Below are 23,233 nucleotides of genomic sequence, written 5' to 3'. Positions count from 1 at the left end.
GAACCCGATTGTTTGCAAAATGCTTTCAAAAATTAAATTAACTACATTTGAGTTTATACGCTTAACACCAGAATTAAAGATTCATGTCTAAATTTATAGATTATTTAAAAACCAAAAGCTTTAGAAACAATATTTTAGCTGCCGTAATCACAGTGGTTGTACTACTACTTATCGCTTTTTTTAGTTTAAGGTATTATACCAAACATGGTCAGGGATTAAATGTACCAATGGTTAAGGGATTATCATTTGATCAAGCGGTAAAAAAACTGGAAGATGTAGGTTTAAAATACGAGGTAGATTCTGTTTTTATCCTGGATCAGCCTGCCGGGATTGTAATCGACCAAGATCCTGACCCTAACACCTTTGTTAAGGACAACAGAACAATTTATTTAACTATAAACGCAGGTAAAACGCCTAATACTAAATTTCCTGATATTGCTTTTAAAACACTAAGAGAAGCACAGGCTATTATTGAAAGTTCCAGATTAAAACTTGGTGATACTACGTACAAACCGGACGTGAGTAAAGATGTAGTTTTAGAAGCTTCGTTCGGCGGCTCTGCCATTGCAGCCGGCGATATTATCCCTGTAGGATCGAGAATCAATTTGGTATTGGGAGATGGTAGAGGAAGTCAGGAAGTTGATGTGCCGCAATTGGTTGGCTTAACTGTTGATGAGGCTAAGTTCAGCTTAAAAGGGTCGAACCTAAGTTTGGGAGATATTATGTACGAGGGCAACATTATCGACAGTGCAAATGCAGTAATCACCAAACAAGACCCCATGCCAGCCGATTCGGTAACAAAAGTAGCTATCGGAACAAGAATTAACATTACGCTTTCGAATAAAGAACAATAAGATACAATGATCGAAGTAGAAAAAAAGAAAACGAGCACCGGTAAAAAAGCTGTTATTGCCATAACTGTAGTCATTATTTTGATTGCAGGTTATTTTGCCTTAAATTTTTATAGGCTTTACTTTGCCCCCAATGTAACCGAGAACCAAAAATATCTATACATTAAAACCGGTGAAAGTTATGACGAGCTTCTATTCGAAATCAAGAAAAGAGATATCTTGAATAGCGCCTCTTCATTTGCTACTGCTGCTGGGAAGATGAATTTACCCGCCAACTTAAAACCTGGTCGCTATCGGTTGAAAAAAGGCATGACTAACAGAACGTTAATTAATTTAATTAAAGCTGGAAATCAAGAACCTGTTAAACTGAAATTTCAAAATATTCGTAAGAAAGAGAATTTTGCCGCCTATTTAGCCAGTAATTTAGAAGCCGATTCCCTCAGTTTTATAAACGTTTTGGATTCTGCCGCATTGATCAGCAAATACGGTTTCAATAAGGATAATATCTATACCATGTTCATCCCGAATACTTATGAGATGTACTGGAATATTAAGCCTACCGATTTTTTGGAACGCATGCATAATGAATACGATAAATTCTGGACCGCAGAGCGTAAACAAAAAGCTGCAAGTTTGAACCTAAGCCCTGCGCAAGTTTACACGTTGGCTTCGATTGTAGATGCAGAAGCACTTTATGATAAAGAAATGCCCATCATTGCTGGTTTATATCTCAACCGTTTAAATAAAGGGATTTTATTGCAGGCCGACCCTACTGTAATTTTTGCGAATGATGATTTTACTGTGAAACGCGTTACGGGAAAATTATTGCAGGTGCAATCATTATATAACACTTATAAATATGCAGGTTTACCTCCGGGGCCAATTATGATGCCTAGTATTAATGCCATTGATGCCGTGTTAAATCGTAACGAGAACAATTACATTTATATGTGTGCAAAGGAAGATTTTTCTGGCTATCATAACTTTGCAGAAACTAAAGCAGAGCATGAAATTAATGCAAAAAAATATCGTGACGCCTTAAATAAAAGAAATATCTTCAGGTAATGTTTGTACATGAAACAAAAGTAAAAGTACGTTATGCCGAAACGGATCAGATGGGAGTTGTTCATCATGCAAACTATGCTTTGTATTATGAATTAGCAAGAACAGAGTGTTTTGAAGCGTGTTCTGGCATTACCTACGAATCGATGGAGGCGGAAGGTGTAATGCTTCCTTTGTTAGAGCTTCAATCTAAGTTTTTGAAACCTGCCTTATACAATCAGTTGCTTACCGTTAAATGTATTGTTAAAGATTTGCCAACAGTACGTTTAAACGTAGAGTACGAAATCTATAATGAAAAGGAAGAATTAATCAACATTGGAAAAACTGTACTTGTTTTTGTTGACAAACAAACCAGAAGACCTTGCCACCCACCCCAAAATTTTATGGATGGTGTGAAACAGTATTTTTAGAAAAGACAAATGGAATGGTTACATCGGCAATTGCTACATCTTAAAATCTATTCTAATTTTATCGAATGGACCAAAGGATGTGTATTGCCTGGATTTAGCCCACTGCCACTCTACACCGTTGCAACATTTTTTTTTAGAGAAATTGGTAAAGATACGTTGGTGAACAAAGCTTCATCTTTGGCTTACAGTTTCATGCTAGCCATATTCCCTGGAATAATTTTCCTTTTTACGTTAATCCCTTTCATTCCAATTAATGGTTTCCAAGACCAATTGCTAAGTTTAATTGAGCTGGTTTTACCTCACAATGCTTACGATGCTTTTGAGTCAACACTAAAAGATATTGTCAAAAATCAAAATACAGGTTTGTTGTCTCTCGGATTTCTATCGGCTATATTTTTTGCTACCAATGGTGTTAAAAACTTAATGAAGGCCTTTAATAAATCCTCGCTCATTATAGAAACCCGAGGCTGGTTGAAGCAAAGATTAATAGCGTTTGTTTTAACCACAGTAATATGTTTGTCTATTATTATTTGTATCAGTGCAATGGCAATAGGCGAATTGGCATTAAAATATATTAAAGGAGAATTACACATCAAAGAAAGTCTGGCAGTTTTTGCCATTCAATTTACACGATGGGCATTATTGGCCATTTTATATTTCATCACCATTTCAATTTTGTATAGATATGGACCTTCGCACACGAAAAAGTGGAAGTTATTTAGTGCCGGCTCGTGGCTGGCAACTATTTTAGCTTTTTTAACCATTTGGGGATTCTCCTACTACATTAATCATTTTGCATCGTACAACAAAGTCTACGGATCTATCGGAACCCTAATCGTGGTGATGATCTGGTTATATCTAAACTCTCTCATTTTATTAATCGGTTTTGAGTTAAATGCCAGCGTTGATGTAAGTAAACGCAGTGTTAAAATAATAAGGCCTACTTTCAATTTGTTCAAAAAATCTGATCCAATCGAAGGAAATATCCAAAAAAAATAAATTTTTCTACCTCTGCGTTAAGCAATTATCAATTTAATATAAAAAAAATGCATTCTTAATTTGCAGATTTAACCGGAGTTTGTACTTTTGCCTCCGGAAAGCTGGCAGAGTGGTCGAATGCGGCAGTCTTGAAAACTGTTGACTGTAACAGGTCCGGGGGTTCGAATCCCTCGCTTTCCGCAGATTTAGTATTAAAAATTTCAAAAGCCCGCAAATCATAAGATAGCGGGCTTTTTTGTTTCTCAAAGTACTCGAAATATTTAAAAAATCGAATGTTAGGAGAAGGACTTTCAAATAAACTAATTTCTTGTTAGAGCCTCTTCTACAGCAGTTTTTTTGACAACAATCCATCAATTTCATCATTAAATGCTTTGACGAAATCAGTGTAATATTTTCCCGTTGCTGGTCCACTATAACCTGTATGGATCTGAGCAACATTTCCATTTTTATCGATGATGATCATCGTTGGAAAAGAAAGGAAATTACTTAGTCCAGGAAGTGATTCTGCAACCTGTTTTTTATCGGGTTTGCCAGCAATCACCTGATCATATTCAATGCCAAACTTATCGCGAAATCTTCCTAATGCTTTTTTTACATAAGCCGAATCCAGTTGCCGCTCATAATGAATGCCAATAACTTCAACGCCACGACTGCGATTTTCCTTGTACCATGGAGCGATGAATGCTGCCTCATCTACACAATTAGGGCACCAGGTTCCGGTAATCGTCAGGATCACCACTTTATTTTTAAATTTTTCATCCTTTAACGAAATCTTCTTTCCATTAACATCCGGAAGAGAAAAGTCAAGCGTTTTATACCCATCTTTTAAAAAAGTTAATTTGGTCGCATCCGGGAGGGCAGCATTTTGATTTTGAGTTCCGGTGAAGGGCGTATTCCCCCTGGCACTCACTACTTCTCCCACAATTTTACCTTCTTTTGAAAATGTGCCTTTGTAGTAAGCAGGGCTCGAACCGATGAAACCGGAAAGATAAAAATGGTTTCCATCAACACTGCCTTCAAGATAGCGGGAATCGCCGGTAATGCGGAGAAATGTACCTGTAATTTTATTTCCGGCCTGCTTAAAAAGTCCTACTGCATTTTCCTTTTTGCCATTCTGTGACTGAAAAACAATATCGTATTTTCCAGAAAAATCTGCATCTGGTGCCTGACCACTGGTTGCAAACCGATATTGCTTTGCTTTACTGGCATACACAGGCAGTGGTTTTCCAGATCCATCCTGTCTCTTCAATACGCCGACAAGTGAATCTTTCTGGATTTTAAAAGCAAGAACATTGTCGAACTGATCCAGGTTAATCAACAATGAATCTCCTTTCCTTTTTACAACTCCCCCGTCGAAGCGCTCATCGGCATTTAAAAAGCTGAGAAAGGGTTGATCACCGTTTCTATTTTTAATTTCAAAATTAAATGGTACTTCAACACCGGGTTTGAGATTAAAGACACCTCTCCAGATTCCATCTGCCCGAAAAGATTTCGGAGATTCGACACTATTGCTTTTGATTTCATTTTTTGACTGCGCTGCTGCATTCTGTAGGAAAAGTCCTGCTACAACTATTAAAATATATTTTATTTTCATGGGATGTTGATCAATTAACAGCGCAAATGTAGGCATGATTAGCCTTAAGAAAAAAATATTTAAACAAAATCTATAGAATTACTAGACAATATGATTTTTCTATTATCTTTGCGCCAGTTATTTTAAAATACTTATCAAGAAAGGTGGAGGGAATGGCCCTGTGAAACCTTAGCAACCAGCCTTAGGTATGGTGCTAATTCCATCCCGGAAAGTCCGGGATAGTTAAGTCAGTTGAAGGCCAAATCATTGTTAATGAATATGAGAGCACTCCTGATTTATAGGAGTGCTTTTTTTTATAAGCGGATTGCTACAATTGATAAGTGTTGATCTATCAGAAAAATAAATTAAATGGAAAAAACTAACGAGCAAAAATCAATTTACGCATGCATTTCAAACCGAAGTAAAAGAGACCGAATGCGAACGGGTATTTGTACAGACTAAAGTTAGCAAATACCACAAAAACTTAAAATTTTCATTATTAGTGTGTTAAAAAATTCGTCAAAAGCGGAGTGGAAGAGCTTTGCCTAAATTTCGCGACATCATCCCTTAATTAATCATCAACAATATCTATTATGTTCAACAAGATTAAGCTTCCGGCAATATTATTTCTGCTATTGCTTTCCCCATTCGTACGTGCACAAAACATCTCCATATCAGGCACGGTTAAAAGTTCATCAGGAGAAACTCTGCCCGGTGTTTCCATTTTTGTAAAAGGTACCAAACAGGCAGTAACAAGTAATGGTGCCGGCAGTTTTACCATTACGGTAACTGGCAAAAGCACATTGGTATTTTCTTATATCGGCTTCGCTACTAAAGAAGTGGAAGTATCTGGCGATACACAGGTGCTCAACGTGGTTTTAAATGATGCGGATAACGCTTTAGATGAAGTTGTGGTTACGGCTCTGGGTATCTCGAGACAAAAAAAATCGCTGGGTTATGCCGTACAGGAGCTCAAAGGTGAGAGCTTGACTGAAGCGAGGGAAAGCAACCTGGTAAATGCGTTGGCGGGTAAGGTTGCTGGCGTGAGGGTAACCAATAGCCAGGGCGATATGGGTTCTTCCCGCATAGTGATTAGAGGAGAAACTTCTATTTCTGGCAATAATCAGCCGCTTTTTGTTGTGGATGGTATACCGGTTGACAATTCGCAGCTCAATTCCGCTGGCGCAAGAGATTACGCAAATACAATTTCCGATATCAATCCAAATGATATAGAATCAATCAGTGTGCTTAAAGGCCCGAACGCAGCAGCGTTGTACGGCTCAAGGGCAGCGGCCGGAGTAGTTATTATCAAAACAAAATCCGGAAAATCGAAAAAGGGTTTGGGGGTCAGCTTTAACTCCAATGGGGTTATTGAAAGTTTACTTACACTGCCAAAGTACCAGGATATTTTTGGTCAGGGATCAGAAGGCAAGTTTAGCTACGTAGATGGCAAGGGTGCCGGAACGAATGACGGTGTGGATGAAAGCTGGGGCCCGAGAATGGATGGCAGGCTGATTCCCCAGTTTTTTTCAAAGGGAGTAGCCGTTCCATTTGTAGCCAATCCAAATAATGTTCGTGATTTTTTTGAAACTGGCTATTCTCTTTCCAATGGCATTGCCCTTGAAGATGCCGGAGAGAAATTTGATTACCGCTTATCCTACAACAATCTAAAACAGGTTGGTGTGGTGCCTAACTCCGGGCAGGACAAGAATTCGTTTGCCCTGAACACCACTTTGAGAATTACGCCCAAGTTGACCCTTACTGCCAACGCAAATTACAGTAAACTTGGTTCTGACAACTTACCAGGAACGGGCGGTTCCAGGTCGACCAGTACCATGCTTCAGTTTACCTGGTTTGGCAGACAGGTAGACATTAATCAATTGAAAAACTACCGGGATGAAAACGGAAACACTTTCAACTGGAACACCAGTTACTACAGTAATCCGTACTGGGTGGCCTATGAAAATACAGTATCACAAAACCGGAACAGGATTATCGGAAACATTGGCCTGAATTATAAAATTACTGATGGTCTTAACTTTAACTTCCGTTCGGGAACGGATTATTACAATGATCGCCGCAAAATCAGGATTGCATATGGTACTAACGGAACTCCATTTGGTTCCTATACCGAAAGTGCTTTTACCGTGAACGAAAGCAATACCGATGCAACCTTGAACTACACTAAACAGCTTAATGATGATTTCAGCGTGGAAGCCTTATTGGGAACAAATATACGTTCAAGATATATCGAACAAAATGATCAGAGTGCACCGAGGCTTGCTGTCGCTGGCTTATATACTTTGAACAATTCCAGAGATCCGCTTACCTCTTCTAATAATTATAGTAAATTGAAATCCTACAGTGGTTACGCATCGGCGCAGATTGGATTTAGGAATTACCTTTTTGCAAATGTGACGGCCCGTAACGACTGGTCATCGACATTGCCGGCCCAGAACAGATCTTATTTCTACCCTTCCTTTAACGGAAGCCTTGTGCTGACAGAGGCTTTTGATATCAAGAGCGAGGTGCTCGATTATGCCAAAATTCGTGGAGGTTGGTCAAAAGTAGGTAAGGATGCCGATCCATATCGCCTGATTAACACTTATTCTTTCAGTGCCCCTTTTGGGAGCAATCCTCAACTCAGCCCTTCGGCCACGGATTTGAACCCTGATCTGAAACCTGAAACCACGACCTCATCTGAATTAGGAGCAGAAGCTGTGTTGTTCAACAAGCGCCTTCGTTTTGATGTAAGTTTATACAATACCAATAGCTACGACCAGATTTTAAGTGTGGATGTTAGTCAAAGTACCGGATTCAGGTCCAAATTATTAAATGCAGGAAAAATCAACAATAAAGGCGTGGAAGTACAATTGGGGGTTACTCCTATCAGAAAGCAGCTGACCTGGGATATTGATGTGAATTATGCCGCGAACAGAAGTAAGGTCATCGAGCTGGATCAAGCGGGGCTGTTGCAAAACTATGTCGTGGCAACGAACTCGGCTCAAGTCATCGCAGCTGTTGGCCAACCTTATGGAACGCTGTTTGGTAACGCTTTTTTAAGAGATGGCAGTGGAAATATCATCGTCAATGCAACAGGAGCTCCACAGACTGATCCTACCAAAAGGGTCCTGGGTAAATATACACCAGATTGGATAGGCGGCATATCCAATACCTTCACCTATAAGGGTATTAGTTTGGGCGTGTTGATTGATGCCAGCTTTGGCGGCTCAATTTACAACGGCACCTATGCAACAGGAACCTATACAGGCGTGCTGGCCTCTACCCTGCCAGGCAGAGCGGCAGAATTTGGGGGAATTTCCTATTATTATCCGGGAAATGTGAAAGCAAATGGAACGGTAAGACTGGCTGATGGTGCTACGGCGCCTGCCGGTGTAACGGTTTACGATGACGGGATGATTTTCGACGGGGTAACGGCTGATGGGAAACGCAATGAGAAAATACTTTCTGCACAAACCTATTACAAGTCGTTTCGCACCATTGATGAGGCCAATATATTTGATGCTTCCTACGTCAAACTCCGCGAGATTAAACTGAGCTATAACCTACCCTCGAAATGGATACGTCCTTTAAGTCTGCAAGGCGTCTCGGTATCACTTGTAGGAAGAAACCTGGCGATACTGCACCGTAATGTAGCCGATATCGATCCGGAGGTAGCCTTTAACACTGGTAATGGCCAGGGGCTTGAGAGCCTTTCTAACCCAACAACCCGCAGCTATGGCATTAACCTGAACATTAAATTTTAATCCTATCCACATGAAAAATAAATTTATATATATCACTGCTTTCGTTTCAATTTTAGCAGCCTCCTGCGGCAAGGAACTCGACGAAGTAAACATCAATCCGAACGCTACTGAAAATGCACAGCCTGATTATCTGCTTACTGCTGCGATAAAAAACACTACCGATGCCTATTGGGGAACAACAAACAACATGAATTCGAGTCTTCTTTTTGCGCAACACTGGGCAAAGGTCCAGTATACCGAAGAAGATCGCTTTATTTATTCCAACAGTAGTTTTATCTCTTTATGGTCTACTTTGTACTCGCAAAGTATCACCGGTTTTAACAAGATCATTGAAATCGGAAATACCACCGCCAATCCAAACTACCGGGGTGTGGCTTTAACTTTAAGGTCCTGGTCATTCCTGTTGCTTACAGATGCCTATGGGGATATTCCCTACAGCCAGGCAGGAAAATTAGACGAATTCATTACGCCAGCTTATGACAAACAAAAAGACGTCTATTTTGGCCTCTTGGAAGATCTGAAAAATGCTAAAAATGCTCTTGATCCTGCAGGGAAAGCCATTACAGGTGACATTATCTATGGTGGAAATATTGGTAAATGGAAAAAGTTCGCTAACTCTTTACGGTTAAGAATCGCTTTGAGAATTGCAGATAGAGAACCTGCAAAGGCAAAGCAGGTATTGGATGAGATTAAGGCTGATGGCGATCAATATATCAGTGACAATACGGATATTGCCCAACTGATTTATCAGATCTCCCCACAACAGAACCCCGTGAGTGCACAATTTGATACCCGTGATGATTACCGGATCAGCAAAACAATAGTTGATAAGCTTTTTTCGCTAAATGACCCACGCCTGCCAGTTTATGCAAGCAGAACACAAACCGCAACCCCTGAAGGATATGTGGGTTTGCCCAATGGATTAACCAATTCAGAAGCCAGTAACCTGGGTTTTGCCAAAACATCCAAGCCAGGAACTTATTTTCTTGCGCCACAATCCCCTGCCGTAATTTTCAGCTATGCAGAATTACTTTTCGATAGAGCCGAGGCTGCTGCAAGAGGCTTAACTACAGAAAATGCTGCAGATCTTTACAAGCAAGGCATCATAGCTTCGCTGAAACAATTTGGTGTATCAGATGCTGCAGCCAATGCTTATCTGGCGCAGGCATCAGTTCAATATGATGCTGCTAATTATAAAAAATCAATCGGTGAGCAAAAATGGCTTGCGCTTTTTGGGCAAGGTTTGGAAGCCTGGGCCGAGCGTCGCCGATTGGATTACCCGCAACTTACCGCTTCGGTAAATACGGTACTAAATGGCCAGATTCCGGTACGTTTTATTTATCCGGGTACAGAGCAATCCTTAAACGGACAAAGCTATAAAAATGCGGTGGCCAGCCAGGGTGCTGACCTGCTGACCACCAAATTATGGTTTGATATCAATTAGGTCTAGCTTTTTTTTCAGACTGAAAAAAGTAATTTTGCCTTGGAAACCCAAATGTTTCCAGGGCATTTTTGTAACAAAATATTTGACCGAGCCGGATGTTAGAGCGCCTGCTCATATTTCTCCTTTTGCTGTATCTTCAACTCTCGTTTATCAAAAGGATTCGGAGCAAAGCGCTGATCCTGCAAGCGGTCATATTCCTTCACATAATCCGGATGTTCGGTTCCCATTACCCTATCCCAGAACCTAAAATACAGTCCATAGTTCCCCTTAAATTTACTGTGGTGCAGGTTATGGTGAACTGAAGTATTCAAAACTTCAAACGCCAAAGTGAAGCGAAACCATTTAGGCATGATTTCGTAGCCGAGATGACCATACACATTAATGATGAAACCTGTCACAGTAAACAGTAATATTGTTAAGGGATGCATCGGCAACAGAATCACAATCAGCACCAGAACAAAGCCTTCGGTAAAGGCTTCTAGTATATGGAAACTATAAGAAGTCCATGGTGACGGATTAGTGCTTTTATGATGAACCAGATGGGCAAGTTTGAACAGTTTTTTATGATGTAGCAGTCGGTGCATCCAGTAAAAATAAGTATCATGGATTACGAGGCTCAAAAGCAAGGCGACACCGATATACCATCCCGGGAAATCATCGATCTGACTATAAATTCTGGTGTACTGCTTAAGTGGGGTGAAAATTAACACCACTGCGATGATTGAAAATACAAACGTACTCTGCATGGAATGCCATACCTCACGGATGAAGTCTTTCTTTGTTGCCGACTTTTGCTGAATTTTAAACTTATTCAGCTTAGCAGGCATCATGAGATAAAACAGCATGAAAGGAATTCCGGCAAGTACAAAATACCGGATGGCCGAAATACTAAAAATACCAACGGCGGATTCTATTATCTTTTCCATATCTATATTATTTTTTGTTTCTCAAAAGTATAGAACAGATAGATTTTGCGCCGTTAACAAAAGATAATTTATGTCATTGTTTGCCTTTTGTATACATCCTTTTTCGAATACGGCTTAGAGAAACCGGAGTAATACCGAGCATGGAGGCAATGTATTTATCTGGCACTCTGTTTACCAGGTCAAAACGCTCAGCAAGAAGTTCCCGGTAGCGCTCCTCAGGCGATTGCGTAACAAACGATTCCAGCATTTTTAAGGATTCCGCCAGCATTTTCATCAGAAAAAAATTACGGAGCGGTTCGTACTCCGGGTGTGTCTTCAAAATTTCCTCTAAAACGTCATAGTCAATCTGTAATAATTTTACAGGTTCAAGAGCACGGTAGATAAATCTTGAAGGTTGGCGGTTAATAATGGTATCGTGTGAGGCAATAAACTTGCCTTCGCCACGCAGAAGAAGAGTAGCTTCATCACCACTCTCCTTAATGATGTATACCCGAATGATGCCTTGTTCTATAAAAGCCAGTCTTCGGCTATTTTCGCCTTCGCGGATATAGGCTTCATTTGTTTCCAGCGACACAGCAGTGGTCATGGCAAATAAAGGCCCGGTATCCGCAGGCATAATCCCAGCTAAATCAAACAATAATTCCTGTAAGGTATCAATTGATGTTCTCATATAAATAATAGTGGTAATGAGCAATGGCTAAAAATAAAAATATAATAACAGCCTAGCAAAAGATATCGCATGCTCCCGTTTTATTTTTGTAATCACTCGGATATCTTCAATTCACTTAACCGGGAACAGCATACAAACTTAAATCCAGGAAAACAAAAATCAGGACGGAAAACTCAACATCAGACATTTTTAATCTCAGTTACCGGAGAAATACGTTGCTTTATACGCATTTGTCAATACCCTACTTCACCTGGTTGTTAGCAGAAAACATTCTGTACTTAGCCCCGTTTTTCTTACGATGAAAGATGCCGGAAAACGATACAGCTGTGTAATTATTGATGATGAATTTAGTTCGATAGAGATAATTCAAGAATATATCTCCCAGATACCAAAACTTGATCTCCTTAAATTTTATCTTGACCCAGTTTCGGGTTTGAAAGCCCTACAAGACGGACTCAAAGCCGATATCTTATTCCTTGATATCAATATGGAGATATCAGGATTGGATATTGCAAAAATGGTTCGTAATCAGGTAAAATCGATTATTATTACCAGCGGTCATGTTGAAAATGCCCTCTCCGCATTTGAAGTAAATGCAGATGCTTTTTTAGTGAAACCTATTGGCTTTAAAAGATTCCTTAACACGGTAAATCAGCAGATCGTAAAGAATGTTTCTGATTCAATTAACAGATGATGGTCGGCTTTCTCCTGGCTTAAGAAATCTAACTATAAAACTCTTCTCGAAAGAAGTTGTTGAAACAATAGTTAAAGCTGATAAATCATTTAAGGATAATTTATTCGTTCTATTATCAGCATATAATGACTCCTCATCGTTTTCTTCTAAAATAATTTATTTTCTGTTGGAATAAGTATATCTTGAAACATCGGTGTCTTTATTACAAAGTGCCTAGTAAAACATACGACAACAAGAGATTGCCTGTTAATGTCAGAGAAAGAACTTAAGATTTTATCGCTATTTGAAAACATTGAGCAGGGTAGCAAAGCTGCTTTCGATGAGCTTTTCATGCTATATCACCATAAGCTACTGTGTTTGGCAAAACAATATATTAAAACTAAGGAAGGCGCTGAAGAAATCACATCTGAACTCTTTGTGAAACTATGGCTCAAACGGCACAATCTCTCTCAGGTGATCAATCCAGAAGTATATTTGTTCATTTCAATAAAGAATGCCTGTCTCAATCTGATTAGATCCGAAAAAAAGAGAAATTCAATCTTCAGCCTCTCTTCTCCCATAGAAGAACCCATGAATCAAGAAAATTCGGGTATGGCTGACCAGGAGTTATACAATTTCCTTGATGAAGCAGTGGCTGGACTCCCAGAACAGCGAAGAATTATTTTTATTCTTATCAAAGAAGATGGATTAAAGACCAAAGCTGTAGCAGAAATTATGGGGATTTCGGTGAGGACGGTTGAAAACCAGCTATACAAAGCTGTCAAATCTTTGGCGGATACGCTGAGTCTATATTTAGGTTATCACCCTCAAAACAGGAAAAAGCGTAGCGTGGCTTCTCAATGGCTTCTTTCCTTTTTTTTCTAACCGTAGTGAGTAGTTTTCAAATTGAAACTGTCTTTAATGTAAAAGCATGGAGTGATGAACAGACAAAAATTCATTAAATTATTTTCCCAAAAAATTTCGGGTGAAATTAATGCCGAGAACAAAGATCTTTTAAACGTCGCAATCAGTGAAAATGAACATTATAAAGCATTGGCAGATGATTTGGAAAACTATCTGCGTAATCAACCTACAACCGTCAGTCAGGATGGTCAGCAGCAGTTAAACCAAATCTGGGCCACTATTGGGGCAAATGAAAATGAACAGTTGATGGGTAAATACAGCTATTCCAAACCAAATAAAATTGTCCGCTCGGCAATATGGATTAGATCAGCTGCCGCCATAATTATCATATTCTTCGCAGGCATACTGCTTTACCGACTTCTAAACAGGCAACAACCTACTGAATTTGAGCAGCTAACCACTCAAGAAGTGAAGACTTTTAAAATGCTGGACGATGGCACCAAAGTTTGGTTAAACAAACATTCAACCTTACGTTACAATAAGGGCTTTGGCACAGGTGCAAGAGAAATAATAATAGAAGGAGAAGCCTATTTTGATGTAGTCAAAAATGACCAGGTTCCGCTATATGTTCACGCTGGAAATATTGATATCGAGGTAAAAGGCACCGCTTTTAATGTCAAAGCTGAAAAAAATAGTAAAGATATTGAGGTAGCACTACTAAGAGGACTCATTGAAATTAGTGACAGACTAAGCAAAAATAACAGCTTATTATTGCGCCCCAATCAAAAAATCGTTTACAACACACAACAAAAGGATAAAGAAAGTAACCTTCAAATTAAATTAGTAAATCCAGCTGTGCTTTTGGCTGAAACCAGATGGATTGCGGACACCCTTGTTTTCAGAAAAGAAAAGCTTAAGGATTTGGCCCTTAAAATTGAGAAAAAGTACGATGTAAAAATAGATATCCAAAGCGAAGCGCTAAAGGAAAAAAGGTTTAGCGGAATATTTATAAACGAAACGATAGAACAGGCAATAGCGTCCCTTAAATTGTCATACCCACTCAACTATACAATCAACAAAAGGTTGGTTGTAATTAAGGAACGGGAATGAGAAAGGCGATAATGCTCCTTGCGCTAATGTGGATAGTGGGTTCCGATATTTCGGCTCAGGAAAGAAAATTAACCTTGACGTTGCGGCAACAACCGCTTAAAGAATTGTTTAAACAAATCGAAAAACATTGTGAATATGGTTTTATATACAGTGATGAAGTTGTTCAGGATACGATGCTGGTATCTGTCAAGGTAAAAGACATGGCTGTTTCCAACGTGCTTGGAACGGCTCTTAAAGCCCATCGATTGGTTTTTAATTTAATCTCCGAAAAACTGATTGCAGTTGGTTATCAAAATTACCCGCTGAAAAACCGCGATGTTTCCAGGTCGGCATTCTCCGGAACAATAACAGATAAAAATGGCGTAGGCATCCCCTTTGTATCCTTAACCCTACTACGATCATCAGATATCATAGAAAAAACAGTAAGTGATGATAACGGTTTTTACCAGCTCAGCTCTCCTCTTTTACCCGAACATGGCTATCGGCTACTGGCAACCTTTGTCGGTTATAAGCCACTCGAAATTTCCTTTACCCTTGTAGATATTTCTCATTTACAGAAGCTGGTGATGTTTGAAGACGCACAAACCTTGCAAACCGTAACAGTAGTCAATACCAAACCACTCATCGAAAAGAAAAACCGACCGTTACATCGTTAATGTGGAGAACGGTTCACTAGCACAAGGATTATCAGCTTTCGAGGTACTACAAAAATCCCCTGGAATTTGGGTAAATCAGGATGGCAGCATCAGGATTAAGGGAAATCAATCTGTGATGGTGATGATTAACGACGTTGTTCAGCGGATGTCGCAAGATGACTTAGCAGAATACCTAAAATCACTAAGGTCCGAAGATATCAGTAGAATTGAGGTGATATATAACCCGCCTGCAGAATTCGAGGCCGCAGGAACGGGTGGGATCGTTCATATTGTGCTTAAAAAATCCCGGAAAGATGGTCTTAACGGATCCCTGAATGCGAGGTATCAAAAACAGGGAAAGCAGGGATTGATCACTAGTGGAAGCTCGTTGGCTTACAAGCTAAAAAGGCTTTATCTAGCTGGTAATGGCTCTTACACCAATGACAAAAATTTTTCTTATGGTGAGGAAACCTTTTACTACCCTGATGCAAGCACGTTTAGCAATACAACGGTTCGCAGCAACAAAATTTCGAGATATCAATATCGTTTCAGTGCGGTTTACGACATTGCGTCAAATCAATCACTGGCAATACAAAATACAGGTTCAAAGAACCAACCATCGCAACTATTTTTAACAGATATCATCTATCGAAATATCACCACCAGAACAGGTTATGCCCGTGCAGATTGGGATAGAAAAATTAAATTTAATAGCACCACGCTTAACTATACATGGAAGATCGACAGTCTTGGCTCCTCATTAAAGGTGATTGGAGATTATTCTGAAAATGCTAAAAAGGAGCAAAATCAGCTTTTAACAACTTATAGCTCCCCGTTAAGCAACATGCAATCCAGAACCTTGACACCGAGCAGTACAGAAATTTATGCCGGCCAAATTGATTACACCAAAAACTGGAAAAATAAACTTGAATTGAAGAGTGGAATAAAGTATAGTGCTATCCACAGAGATAATGAAAGCATAAGCGAAAACCTAATTCAAGGCTTGTGGATAAATAATCCGCTAATCAGTAATCAGTTTCTGTATAAAGAACAGTTGGCCATGGCGCATACAACGCTTGAAAAAACTATCGGCCCAAATAGCCTTAAAATTGGATTAAGAGCTGAGCAAACCCATTCCAACGGACTTTCAGTTACATCGGGCGACGCTTTCAAGAGAAAATATTTTAGCCTATTTCCATCGGTTTACTTAATGAGAACGCTCAATGAAGATAAAGGTTCATCGCTCTTCCTCAACTACTCCAAAAGGCTTCAACGACCATCTTTTAATGATCTTAACCCTTATCGTTTGCAAGTTCACGATTATATGATTTTAACGGGAAATCCTGAACTACTGCCACAATATTCGCATAATTTTCAGGCAGGTTATAATTTCCTGAGCCATTACAATTTCGATGTTTATTTCTCTTCAACCTCTAATCTGATCGCCTTGCTGGCTAATACAATTGCTAATAATGTTGTCGAGTACAAATCATTTAACTTTAGAAAAGGTACAGAATACGGCTTGAACTTAAATGCTTCACCGCAAATCTCGAAGGCTTGGAAGAGTAACTACAGCCTTTCCCTTTACCGGGCTTCAGCTTCTACAAATAACCTGGGCAATACAAAGACTACGCTGGCCGCAAAATCTATGCAGACCATAAGTTTCAAAAAATTACCGAGCTTGGATATCATTTCAGAATATAAATCCCCATCGCTTTCCGGTAACACGAGGCTCGGGCATCTGTTCTACGTTGATCTGATGCTTTCACAAAAAATAATTAAAGAAAAAGGAGTGTTGCGAATTTATCTTTCCGATGTATTCAATACTGTCCGAGAAAAGGAATTTTCGTTTAATAACGGCACCATAATCGATTTTTATCAGAAGCGACAAACCCGGAATATCAGTCTGTCCTTCAGCTATAATTTCAGCCTCGGTAATAAGTTCAATCAAAACAACATTGAGCAAAGCAATAAAGAGGAAAACAGAAGGATGGGTAATTAACTACTTTAAGAGTGTTGGCTATGACTGCTAAAAAATATCATTATTTCATTATCACGCTTGCGTTATTCATCGTTGCGAGTTTATCAGCGTATGCGCAGCAAGTTACAGTAAAACTTGATAAACAGCCTATTATTGAGCTATTTAAGCAGATACAGATTCAAACCGGATACTCCATTATTTACAGTAACGAGATTGTTTCCGATTCTACGTTGATATCAATAGAGGCAAATAAACTAAACGTAAATAAATTATTGGATAGCGTCCTAGCCTTCAAAAATCTGATTTCCCAAACACTTTCAGCGTCGTTAATTGTGATTAGAAGCAGAGAGATGGAGCTTGAAAAATCGAGTCCTAATCAAGTGATCATTTCCGGAAAAGTGATGAATAGCGATGACCATGGAGTTCCATTTGTAACAGTTTCACTTTTAGAAAGCGGAGTATTGGTAGGTGGAACCATTGCAGATGAGCATGGAAATTTTAAATTCTCCTATCCTTTGAGAAAAAATAATGGTTTCACTCTGAAGCTGACTTCCCTTGGATATGACAACCTGATTCTAAAATTTCCAGTGGATAAATATCCTATCGGGATACACGATTTTGGAAAGATCAGACTCGAATCCCAATCTAAAAATCTACAATCGGTACAGGTTAATGGAAATCAAAGGGTAATTGAAATGAATGATGGAAATATTGTCTTCAACGTTTCCAAAAGCATCAGCGCACAAGGCACAAATGCACTTGAACTTTTAGCCCGGGCACCAGGTGTCAGCGTTGCCAGTGATAATTCCATCTCGCTGAATGGTAAATCGGGCGCATCGATCTTAATTGATGGAAAGATGACTTATTTATCTAACGGAGAAGTTGCAGAACTACTTAAAACGATGTCATCCTCTAATATCAGATCAATTGAAATCATCAACAGTCCCGGAGCCAAATACGATGCTGCAGGTACAGCTGGAATTATCAATGTAAAGACTTTGAAATCGACTATAGATGGCTTGAACATGAGCATCACCTCAGGGCTAAATTATGGCGTTTATTTGAGAAACAATCAAGATCTTTCCATCAACTATAGAAAAAACAAATTCAATTTTTATGGTTCCTATAGTCATTTTTTCGGCTATTATTCTTATCTCTACGGAGGAGACCGAATTCAGGAGGGTAGATTCTATAATAGCTTCACAGATGATGTTGACAAAAGAAATAAAATCGGATCGAGAATTGGTGCAGATTTTATGATTAATAAAAAAAGTACTGTAGGCATATTACTAAATGGTAATTTCCTTTTTGGTGGAGGAATAACAGATACCAAAACCGAAATTGGCCTGGAGTCGACGAAGATAGTGGAGCAAACGCTCACTGCAGTGAACGACTATTATGCGCAAGGTACCCAACGTTATAATTTTAACGCGAATTATAAATTTGAAGATACGTTAGGCAGAATCCTGAATATTGACGCGGACTATGGAAATTTTACCAAACGAGCAGGAAACCTTCAATCTAACAAGTATACGTTGAATGATCAAACTGTACTCAGTGATAACCTGTATCGCTCATTAAATGGTATTGACATCAGTTTAGGTGCGGTTAAAGTCGATTACACGACAAATCTTTGGAAAGGAAAACTAGAGACTGGTGCGAAATATTCAAGCGTATCCTCTTCAAACAACTCCCGGTTTCTGGAAATCCAGCCGGCAGGTGAAGTGCTGGATCCCTCAAGATCGAACAGATTTTCTTTCGAGGAGAACATTAGCAGTGGCTACATTAACTATAAGAAGCCATTTGGAAAATGGCAACTCCAGAGCGGTTTGAGGGTTGAAAATTCGCGTTCGACAGGTATGCTCGAAGCAGTTTCCGAAATTTCAGGCAATCAACAAACTATCAACCGAAACTACACGAACTTCTTCCCTTTCTTTTCCGCCAGTTTAACGGCCTCCCCTTCACATAGCTTTTCTTTTAGTTATTCCAAAAGGATAGATCGGCCAGCTTACCAAAATCTAAATCCCTTTATTTATTTATTGGATGAACTTTCTTTCTGGCAAGGAAATCCAGTCCTAAAACCTCAGATCAGCCATCGAGGACTAATACAATATGTACACAAAAGTACCATCATCGGCCTGAGTTATACATATACCAATGATTTCAGCATGGAAGTCACGGATACCATCGGTTCATCGAAAATTGTTATGATTCCCCGAAACCTGGGCAATCAACAGCATGTTGCATTAACACTAACCCAATCGTTAAAGCCTGTGGCTTGGTGGGATATCACCTTTAATGGAACGCTTTTCCGTCTTAATAACAACATTGATTTCGGGAATAGCCCAACCCTTGATCTTAACCAAACAGCTGCGAGATTAAGTCTCCAGCAGACATTCCGATTGCCCAAGGGCTTTGTTGGCGAAGTGATAGGATTTTACAACTCTAAACGCCTTGTTGGGGCAAATCAGTTTTTTGAACCAAGTAGTCAGGTAGACATAGGATTACAGCGAAGCTTTTGGCAAAAGAATGGCACTTTAAGAGTTGTTTATAGTGATATTTTCAAAGGAAGCCAGGCAAACTCCTTCCAAAGCATCGGAAATTTTACCATCCGAAACTATAGCTATTTTGAAACCAGACAACTAAAACTGAGCTTCAGTTACAAGTTTTCTACCGGAAACTCAAAAGGTCCAAGAACCCGAACTTCTGCTTTAGAGAATGAAAGTGGCCGAATCAAATAACATTTAAAAGTATTTTTGGCTTTTACTCAGATGGATTTTGATCTCACGCTTGCTCGAGCATCTTGAATAGACCCTAGATCTTTACGCATAAAATAGGCGACTGAACCTAGATGATAGCGATTATTTCCTCATCAAAAAATCCAGCACAATTTTGTTGAAAGCTGACGGATTTTCCTTTGGAGCGAAATGGGTTGCACCCTTTAGCAGCTGTAATTCTGCTCCGGGTATTCCCTCTGCAATAGATCGGGTATGCGCCTCTAAAATAATATCTTTCTCACCCGCAAGCACCAGTGTTTTGGCGGTTATCTTTTTAAGCGACTTTTGATCAATCTGCGGCTCCCTTAATAACATCTCGAGGAGCAGCATGGTATTTTTATCATCAGGATTGTTTTTCGCCTTTAGCTTATTCAGGTCACTTTTAGTTTGCTTCAAAATTTTCGGATAACAGAGGATTCTTCAGGATTAAGATTAGCGCCTATCACTACCAATCTTCTAACGTAATCAGGATTTTTAATGGCAAGAGTAAGACCGGTATTTCCGCCATCACTCCAACCTAAAATACTCACATTTTTGAGATGTAGACTATCTAAAAGCGTTTTCATATCTTCCGCAAATAGATCATACGAAAGGGATTCAGACCTATTTCCTGAACTTTTTCCCTGTGCCCTGGTATCTACTGCGATTACCTGAAAGTGCTTAGCAAACTCCCCTATCTGCGATTTGAAATCACTAATAGATCCACCGTTACCATGTAGCAACAGCAAAGGCTCGCCTGATCCATAAGTTTCATAGTAAATTTTTGAGCCCGCAACATCGATGTATTTACCTTTGAGCTTATCACGTCCATAAGGATAAATGATCTTTGCATTTCTGGAGTTTATATGCAGATGATGAAGAACATTTCGATCGCTATCCAGTGCCAGTTCTATTTTTACCCCTTGTTTTTCCTTTAAAGTTTCAGTGCCCCTAAAGCCTTTAAGTGGCAATGGCGATTCTTCGAAATCAGCATTAGGGATAACCACTTTTTTCCACGAACCAGCAACCGTTTCCACCTCGAAGCTAAAATTATCGTAACAAAAATCCCCATTTCCATGGGTATTCACATATAACCATACCTTTTGTGCACTTGACGCTACTGTTCCGGCGATCTCATAGTGATGCCAGGCAGAATCTTTATTAGTAGCAGGTTTCGATTGCCTTGTTCCGGGAACAAAATCATAATCTCCTTTTCCAACCTGAAGAAAAAAGAATCCCGCCAGGCCAATACTGTCGGATGGTATATTCTTGATATCCACTCCTGCCTTGAAGCGCTTTCCTATAAAAGATTTAATTGGAATTTCCCGTACAATCCCAAGATCATTACTGGTAGTAAGTTGTCCAAAGCAAGGCAAAGCGGAGGCAAAAAAGAAAATTATAGCGCAAAACCGAATGGTGTTATACCTCATATAGCAGAATAAAACAATGTTACTAAAGTCAATCTCGGCGCTAAATTAGAATTTCAAATTAATTTTATCTATCAAAAACACTAAGCAGAAATTATTAAAATATCCAAAATTCATTTTACACCTCCATTATGATCGCCGCACCTGCACCATTTTTGCTCGGTTTAATCGGGATGCTTGTGTATGATTTTACAGCTTAAACATTCCTTTTTATAATCCATTGCCTGATGAATTGCTTTAGCTCCATCCGAAAAAAAGTAAGCTGATAAGATTCTTTTTTGTTAAAAAACTTTATTTAAGGAATCAATTTTTTACCACGCAAACTTTCGAACAGATTGAAAAATGTTTCCTCTGTATCCTGATATTCCATAAACCCGAATTTCCTGCTTTTTGACATGCTGGTCATCACCTCTATTGGCCTGCCCAGATCCAGATCAGTATGCCAGGCTGAGGCTAAACGATCCAGGTTCATTTCTTTTAAATGATATTTACTGGCGATATCTGCCCATACTGAAGAAGCATTACTCATCTGATCTTCCAATGGATTTATGTCACCGTTGAAGCCAACACTAGCAATTTCAAAGTAATCGGCAATTTTCTTCCAAAGCCGGTTCCAGCGAAACACATCTCCATTTACCACATTGTAAGCCTGATTTTTTGCAGCGTCTGTGGTCGAAGCCCAAATTAAATGAGCAGCTAAAATTCTTGCATCCGTTACATCAGATATTCCCTCCCACTGCGCCCTTGAACCTGGCCATACAAAAGCATTTCCGGTTTCCTTACAAATCGTAGCATAAGCTGCCAATGTGGTTCCCATATTCATGGCGTTACCAACAGCATGGCCAATTACCGTATGCGGCCGATGTATGCTCCAGGTATAACCATCTCTTGCAGCTCCGGCATAAACTTCATCTTCCTGAGCGTAATAAAAGTTTTCCAAATCCAGGCGGGGATGTTCCTCTCGCAAAGGTGTTTCCGGAAGAAAACTTTCTTTTGCGTAAGCCTCAAATGGTCCAAGGTAATGTTTCAGCCCAGTTACCAATGCTACATGTTCTACTGTTTTTTTTGGCGAAAGGACGCTCAGCAGGTTTCGTACCATTAATCCGTTTACTCTAACATTTTCCGCTTCTGTATCATTGCGCATCCATGTGGTAATAAAGACATGCGTCGGCGAAATATTAGTAAGTCCGGTTTCTAAACTTTTTAAATCAAGCAGGTCTGCCGCAACAGGTATAAGTTTTTCATTCTCCGTATTTGGGTTTCGGGAAAGACCGTATGTTTCCCACCCCTGTTCAATCAGTTTTTCTGCCAGATTTCCTCCAGTGATGCCGCTTGCTCCAACCACTAATGCTATCCTTTTCATATTTTTCTTTTTATTTGTGCAAAGTTATAGTCCATATATTGAAATACACTTGATATTTGTCAAGAGGGCAAATCCATATCTTCAAACAACAGGTAGTACTAATATTCCAAACCAATAAAGTTCATGAACAGTTTTGAAATCCTCTTCAGTCACATTGATCGAAAAATATCGCTTTCTCCTGAAGAAAAGCATATGGTTTTCGAGCATTTTATACCTAAACAATTAGCGAAAAAGCAATACCTGTTAAGTGAGGGTGAAGTCTGCAGGAATATGGCATTTGTGTGCAGCGGCTTGCTGAAAACTTTCAATGTTGATGAAAAAGGAATCGAACGCGTAAGTATTTTCGGATGGGAAGGCTGGTGGCTATCTGATTTCAGTAGCTTTTTAACAGGAATAAAATCAGTATCCTTTATTGATGCCCTGGAAGATGCTGAGTTGCTTTTGATCTCCAAAGAAAACTATGAAGCGCTCACCCTTCGAGTACCCAAAATGGATCGGTTTTTCAGAATTTTATACCAGAATAGTATTGTGACAAAAGAACGTAGACTTCGAAATTCCATAACCTACTCTGCCAGTGAAAGGTATAGTGAATTTATTGAAACCAATCCGGAGGTAATCGACCGAATCCCACAACACTTAATCGCGTCCTATCTCGGAATAGCACCTGAAACTTTAAGCCGGATAAAGCGGAAAATAGCAGCAGGGAAATAAAGGTACAGAGG

General features: G+C 39.4%; 19 protein-coding genes, 1 tRNA gene and 1 riboswitch. Of the genes, 14 read left to right on the top strand and 6 right to left on the bottom strand.

The genetic code is table 11. From position 1 onward, the window contains the following. Positions 1-83: 83 nt before the first annotated feature. The 5 genes from ACZZZC_RS12430 (at position 84) to ACZZZC_RS12410 (ending at position 3,502) form a co-directional block, all read left to right on the top strand. A complete protein-coding gene (locus ACZZZC_RS12430) occupies positions 84-854 on the top strand; it encodes a PASTA domain-containing protein (RefSeq protein ID WP_463482325.1) in 771 nt (256 codons plus the stop codon). A gap of 6 nt (positions 855-860) precedes the next feature. Beyond that, entirely contained in the window at positions 861-1,916 is a 1,056-nt protein-coding gene (mltG, locus tag ACZZZC_RS12425; RefSeq protein WP_463487348.1) for an endolytic transglycosylase MltG, read from the top strand. After that, on the top strand, positions 1,916-2,323 hold the full coding sequence (locus ACZZZC_RS12420; RefSeq protein WP_056848881.1) for an acyl-CoA thioesterase: 408 nt from the start codon (positions 1,916-1,918) through the stop codon (positions 2,321-2,323). The genes mltG and ACZZZC_RS12420 overlap by 1 nt, the downstream gene beginning before the upstream one ends. A 9-nt stretch (positions 2,324-2,332) precedes the next feature. Then, positions 2,333-3,322 (top strand): YihY/virulence factor BrkB family protein, encoded by a 990-nt coding sequence (locus tag ACZZZC_RS12415; protein WP_463487347.1) that lies wholly within the window; start codon positions 2,333-2,335, stop codon positions 3,320-3,322. Positions 3,323-3,417: 95 nt separating this feature from the next. Next, a tRNA-Ser gene (locus tag ACZZZC_RS12410) sits at positions 3,418-3,502 on the top strand. A gap of 142 nt (positions 3,503-3,644) precedes the next feature. Here ACZZZC_RS12410 and ACZZZC_RS12405 read toward each other — a convergent pair. After that, positions 3,645-4,916 carry a peroxiredoxin family protein gene (locus ACZZZC_RS12405; protein ID WP_463487346.1) on the bottom strand — a complete coding sequence of 424 codons (1,272 nt, stop codon included), beginning with the start codon at positions 4,914-4,916 and terminating at the stop codon, positions 3,645-3,647. A gap of 128 nt (positions 4,917-5,044) precedes the next feature. Then, positions 5,045-5,145: riboswitch (SAM riboswitch) on the top strand. A gap of 343 nt (positions 5,146-5,488) precedes the next feature. Here ACZZZC_RS12405 and ACZZZC_RS12400 point away from each other — a divergent pair. Both ACZZZC_RS12400 and ACZZZC_RS12395 read left to right on the top strand, forming a co-directional pair. Continuing rightward, positions 5,489-8,662 carry a SusC/RagA family TonB-linked outer membrane protein gene (locus tag ACZZZC_RS12400; protein WP_463487345.1) on the top strand — a complete coding sequence of 1,058 codons (3,174 nt, stop codon included), beginning with the start codon at positions 5,489-5,491 and terminating at the stop codon, positions 8,660-8,662. Between the two features lie 10 nt (positions 8,663-8,672). Beyond that, positions 8,673-10,106 (top strand): SusD/RagB family nutrient-binding outer membrane lipoprotein, encoded by a 1,434-nt coding sequence (locus ACZZZC_RS12395; protein ID WP_463487344.1) that lies wholly within the window; start codon positions 8,673-8,675, stop codon positions 10,104-10,106. A gap of 98 nt (positions 10,107-10,204) precedes the next feature. Here ACZZZC_RS12395 and ACZZZC_RS12390 read toward each other — a convergent pair whose 3' ends face one another. Both ACZZZC_RS12390 and ACZZZC_RS12385 read right to left on the bottom strand, forming a co-directional pair. After that, complete coding sequence (locus ACZZZC_RS12390; protein WP_463487343.1) at positions 10,205-11,032, bottom strand: sterol desaturase family protein; 828 nt, start codon at positions 11,030-11,032, stop codon at positions 10,205-10,207. Between the two features lie 73 nt (positions 11,033-11,105). Beyond that, the gene (locus ACZZZC_RS12385) at positions 11,106-11,702 is read right to left on the bottom strand and encodes a Crp/Fnr family transcriptional regulator (protein WP_463487342.1); all 597 of its coding nucleotides are present in this window, start codon (positions 11,700-11,702) and stop codon (positions 11,106-11,108) included. A 298-nt stretch (positions 11,703-12,000) separates the two neighbouring features. Here ACZZZC_RS12385 and ACZZZC_RS12380 point away from each other — a divergent pair, with 298 nt between their 5' ends. The 6 genes from ACZZZC_RS12380 to ACZZZC_RS12355 all read left to right on the top strand — a co-directional run bounded on the left by ACZZZC_RS12380 (position 12,001) and on the right by ACZZZC_RS12355 (position 19,706). Next, on the top strand, positions 12,001-12,396 hold the full coding sequence (locus ACZZZC_RS12380) for a LytR/AlgR family response regulator transcription factor (RefSeq protein ID WP_463487341.1): 396 nt from the start codon (positions 12,001-12,003) through the stop codon (positions 12,394-12,396). Between the two features lie 249 nt (positions 12,397-12,645). Beyond that, positions 12,646-13,260 (top strand): RNA polymerase sigma-70 factor, encoded by a 615-nt coding sequence (locus ACZZZC_RS12375; RefSeq protein ID WP_463487340.1) that lies wholly within the window; start codon positions 12,646-12,648, stop codon positions 13,258-13,260. 54 nt (positions 13,261-13,314) lie between these two features. Then, entirely contained in the window at positions 13,315-14,349 is a 1,035-nt protein-coding gene (locus tag ACZZZC_RS12370) for a FecR family protein (protein ID WP_463487339.1), read from the top strand. Beyond that, positions 14,346-15,005, top strand: coding sequence for a carboxypeptidase regulatory-like domain-containing protein (locus tag ACZZZC_RS12365; protein ID WP_463487338.1), 660 nt, complete (start codon positions 14,346-14,348; stop codon positions 15,003-15,005). The genes ACZZZC_RS12370 and ACZZZC_RS12365 overlap by 4 nt, the downstream gene beginning before the upstream one ends. A gap of 1 nt (position 15,006) precedes the next feature. Further along, positions 15,007-16,986, top strand: a complete 1,980-nt coding sequence (locus tag ACZZZC_RS12360; protein ID WP_463487337.1) for an outer membrane beta-barrel protein — start codon at positions 15,007-15,009, stop codon at positions 16,984-16,986. Positions 16,987-17,006: 20 nt separating this feature from the next. Beyond that, complete coding sequence (locus ACZZZC_RS12355; protein WP_463487336.1) at positions 17,007-19,706, top strand: TonB-dependent receptor; 2,700 nt, start codon at positions 17,007-17,009, stop codon at positions 19,704-19,706. Between the two features lie 120 nt (positions 19,707-19,826). Here ACZZZC_RS12355 and ACZZZC_RS12350 read toward each other — a convergent pair whose 3' ends face one another. The 3 genes from ACZZZC_RS12350 to ACZZZC_RS12340 form a co-directional block, all read right to left on the bottom strand. Then, positions 19,827-20,138 carry an alpha/beta fold hydrolase gene (locus tag ACZZZC_RS12350; RefSeq protein WP_463487335.1) on the bottom strand — a complete coding sequence of 104 codons (312 nt, stop codon included), beginning with the start codon at positions 20,136-20,138 and terminating at the stop codon, positions 19,827-19,829. Then, on the bottom strand, positions 20,135-21,151 hold the full coding sequence (locus ACZZZC_RS12345; protein ID WP_463487334.1) for an alpha/beta fold hydrolase: 1,017 nt from the start codon (positions 21,149-21,151) through the stop codon (positions 20,135-20,137). Before ACZZZC_RS12345 ends, ACZZZC_RS12350 begins: the two co-directional genes overlap by 4 nt. 292 nt (positions 21,152-21,443) lie before the next feature. Beyond that, on the bottom strand, positions 21,444-22,511 hold the full coding sequence (locus tag ACZZZC_RS12340) for an SDR family oxidoreductase (protein ID WP_463487333.1): 1,068 nt from the start codon (positions 22,509-22,511) through the stop codon (positions 21,444-21,446). A 123-nt stretch (positions 22,512-22,634) separates the two neighbouring features. On the opposite strand from ACZZZC_RS12340, the gene ACZZZC_RS12335 reads away from it, so the two are divergent. Beyond that, positions 22,635-23,222 (top strand): Crp/Fnr family transcriptional regulator, encoded by a 588-nt coding sequence (locus ACZZZC_RS12335; protein ID WP_463487332.1) that lies wholly within the window; start codon positions 22,635-22,637, stop codon positions 23,220-23,222. The last annotated feature ends 11 nt before the right edge of the window (positions 23,223-23,233 follow it).

The sequence above is a fragment of the Pedobacter sp. AC212 genome (genome assembly GCF_979258625.1).
This window is presented reverse-complemented; position numbering and strand designations above follow the sequence as displayed.

Coding starts and splice junctions, on each gene's coding strand:
- ACZZZC_RS12430 (WP_463482325.1), top strand. CDS start 84: ATGTCTAAATTTATAGATTATTTAAAAACCAAAAGCTTTAGAAACAAT.
- mltG (WP_463487348.1), top strand. CDS start 861: ATGATCGAAGTAGAAAAAAAGAAAACGAGCACCGGTAAAAAAGCTGTT.
- ACZZZC_RS12420 (WP_056848881.1), top strand. CDS start 1,916: ATGTTTGTACATGAAACAAAAGTAAAAGTACGTTATGCCGAAACGGAT.
- ACZZZC_RS12415 (WP_463487347.1), top strand. CDS start 2,333: ATGGAATGGTTACATCGGCAATTGCTACATCTTAAAATCTATTCTAAT.
- ACZZZC_RS12405 (WP_463487346.1), bottom strand. CDS start 4,916: ATGAAAATAAAATATATTTTAATAGTTGTAGCAGGACTTTTCCTACAG.
- ACZZZC_RS12400 (WP_463487345.1), top strand. CDS start 5,489: ATGTTCAACAAGATTAAGCTTCCGGCAATATTATTTCTGCTATTGCTT.
- ACZZZC_RS12395 (WP_463487344.1), top strand. CDS start 8,673: ATGAAAAATAAATTTATATATATCACTGCTTTCGTTTCAATTTTAGCA.
- ACZZZC_RS12390 (WP_463487343.1), bottom strand. CDS start 11,032: ATGGAAAAGATAATAGAATCCGCCGTTGGTATTTTTAGTATTTCGGCC.
- ACZZZC_RS12385 (WP_463487342.1), bottom strand. CDS start 11,702: ATGAGAACATCAATTGATACCTTACAGGAATTATTGTTTGATTTAGCT.
- ACZZZC_RS12380 (WP_463487341.1), top strand. CDS start 12,001: ATGAAAGATGCCGGAAAACGATACAGCTGTGTAATTATTGATGATGAA.
- ACZZZC_RS12375 (WP_463487340.1), top strand. CDS start 12,646: ATGTCAGAGAAAGAACTTAAGATTTTATCGCTATTTGAAAACATTGAG.
- ACZZZC_RS12370 (WP_463487339.1), top strand. CDS start 13,315: ATGAACAGACAAAAATTCATTAAATTATTTTCCCAAAAAATTTCGGGT.
- ACZZZC_RS12365 (WP_463487338.1), top strand. CDS start 14,346: ATGAGAAAGGCGATAATGCTCCTTGCGCTAATGTGGATAGTGGGTTCC.
- ACZZZC_RS12355 (WP_463487336.1), top strand. CDS start 17,007: ATGACTGCTAAAAAATATCATTATTTCATTATCACGCTTGCGTTATTC.
- ACZZZC_RS12345 (WP_463487334.1), bottom strand. CDS start 21,151: ATGAGGTATAACACCATTCGGTTTTGCGCTATAATTTTCTTTTTTGCC.
- ACZZZC_RS12340 (WP_463487333.1), bottom strand. CDS start 22,511: ATGAAAAGGATAGCATTAGTGGTTGGAGCAAGCGGCATCACTGGAGGA.
- ACZZZC_RS12335 (WP_463487332.1), top strand. CDS start 22,635: ATGAACAGTTTTGAAATCCTCTTCAGTCACATTGATCGAAAAATATCG.